The following is a 1644-nucleotide window of genomic DNA, read 5'->3' as shown; positions in this document are numbered from 1 at the left end:
AAGCACAGGTACGGGGCCACGAAGGTCCATTCGTCGTCTTTTACATCGCTGGGGTAAGCCATACCCCGAATTTCGGCACAAGTTCATAACAGGCTCTAGGGCCCCCACCAAATGCCCAGTCGTAATTGGCTAAGTGCCCCGGCTCAGGGCAAAGGGCCTGGGCCACCCAAGGGCCGCCTGGCGACGGGGTGGGTACCTGATAGGGAGAAAAACAAAAAAGGCCCTCACATCGCTATGAGAGGCTTTTTAGTGAGGTGGTCTAGAAATGGTGAACATAAGAAGGACGTATATTTCTTCTGTTATGGCAAGCAAATTCAGTATGGCAAGCAAATCCAGCGGGGCGTCGCCCGACAAACGGCGTAAATACGACGAGGCCTTCAAAGCCGAGGCCGTGCGTCTGGCTAGCGGAAGCCGCAGCACCCAGTCGGCGGCCCAACAGTTGGGCATCAGCCCCAAACTACTCTACCGCCGGCAGCAGGCGCAGGTGGTGGCCGAGGTTGGCAGCGTGGAGGTGGCACGCGACCCGGAGGTGCGGGCCCTGCGCGCCCGCCTGAAACGGGCCGAGTAGGAGTTGGACATTTTAAAAAAAGCCTTGGTCATCTTCGGCCAGCCGACCCGGTGAGCACCTACCAGCACATCACCCAGCGGGCCAGTCAGGTGCCGGTACGCCAGCTTTGCCAGATTCTGCGCGTGGCCCCGGCAGCCTATTACGCCTGGCCGCCAGCAGCAGGTGCCGGCGGTTGAGCCGGCCTGGCAAGTGGCCGTGCGGGAAGCGTTTGCCTATCACAGCCAGCGCTACGGCACGCGCCGGCTGCGGGTGGAAGTGCAAGCCGACGGCTATGCGGTGGGCCGCTGGCGCACCCGCCGCGTGTTCCACGCCCACGGCCTGCGGGCGCAACAGCCCCGCTCGTTTGTGCCCCGCACCACCGATTCGGACCTGGCCGTGTGCGTTATGCCCAACCGCTTGCTCGGCCAGCCGGCCCCCACGGCCCCCAATCGGGTGTGGGTCGGCGACATCACTTACCTGCCCCGCTAGGGCGGCGGCTGGCGCTACCTGGCCGTGTGGCTGGACTGCTGCTCGCGCAAAGTTGTGGACTGGGGCGTGCGCGAAACCATGCCCGAGGATTTGGTCAGCGAGGCGCTCCGCCGCGCCCTGGCCGTGCGCCGACCCCCGGCGGGGCTCATTGTGCATTCCGACCAGGGCAGTCAATGCAGGGCCACCCGGTCTAAGAGGGTATAGGGTAAAAGGATAGGGATTTATCTTTGCTGGATGAATCGCCGTGTTTATCCAACCGATTTGACTGACGAACAATGGCTTGTGGTGGAGCCCTACGTGGCTACCAGTGGCTATGGCCGTCCGCCTCTGCATTCCAAACGGGAATTGCTCAACGCCATTTTTTACCAAGCCCGGGCGGGCAGTGCCTGGCATCTGCTGCCGCACGACCTACCGCCCTGGCGCACGGTTTACAAACAGTTCGAGGCGTGGCGCGCGGATGGGACCTGGGACCGGTTGATGGATGGCCTGCGTCGAGCGGTGCGCCAACCCAGCCGGGCAGCCGAGCCCACGGCGGGCGCGATTGATACGCAGTCGGTTCGGACGGGCGCTAAAAGGGGGGCTGTCACGGCTATGATGCCGGCAAGCAA

The 1644-nt window shown here is 63.5% G+C and carries 3 protein-coding genes and 1 pseudogene; all 4 read left to right on the top strand.

Going from position 1 to position 1644, the window contains the following annotated elements:
• The first annotated feature begins 319 nt into the window (after positions 1–319).
• A complete protein-coding gene (locus tag BEN49_RS14940; RefSeq protein ID WP_070744701.1) occupies positions 320–568 on the top strand; it encodes a transposase in 249 nt (82 codons plus the stop codon).
• A 162-nt stretch (positions 569–730) separates the two neighbouring features.
• Positions 731–1036, top strand: a complete 306-nt coding sequence (locus tag BEN49_RS14935) for an IS3 family transposase (protein WP_070744698.1) — start codon at positions 731–733, stop codon at positions 1034–1036.
• A gap of 15 nt (positions 1037–1051) precedes the next feature.
• Positions 1052–1240: pseudogene (locus tag BEN49_RS30965) on the top strand (DDE-type integrase/transposase/recombinase); the annotation flags it as partial.
• A gap of 57 nt (positions 1241–1297) precedes the next feature.
• Positions 1298–1644: transposase (locus tag BEN49_RS14930; protein WP_158022943.1), on the top strand; the 347-nt coding region annotated here is incomplete at its 3' end.

The sequence above is a fragment of the Hymenobacter coccineus genome (assembly GCF_001816125.1).
GTDB classification, from domain to species: domain Bacteria; phylum Bacteroidota; class Bacteroidia; order Cytophagales; family Hymenobacteraceae; genus Hymenobacter; species Hymenobacter coccineus.
This window is presented reverse-complemented; position numbering and strand designations above follow the sequence as displayed.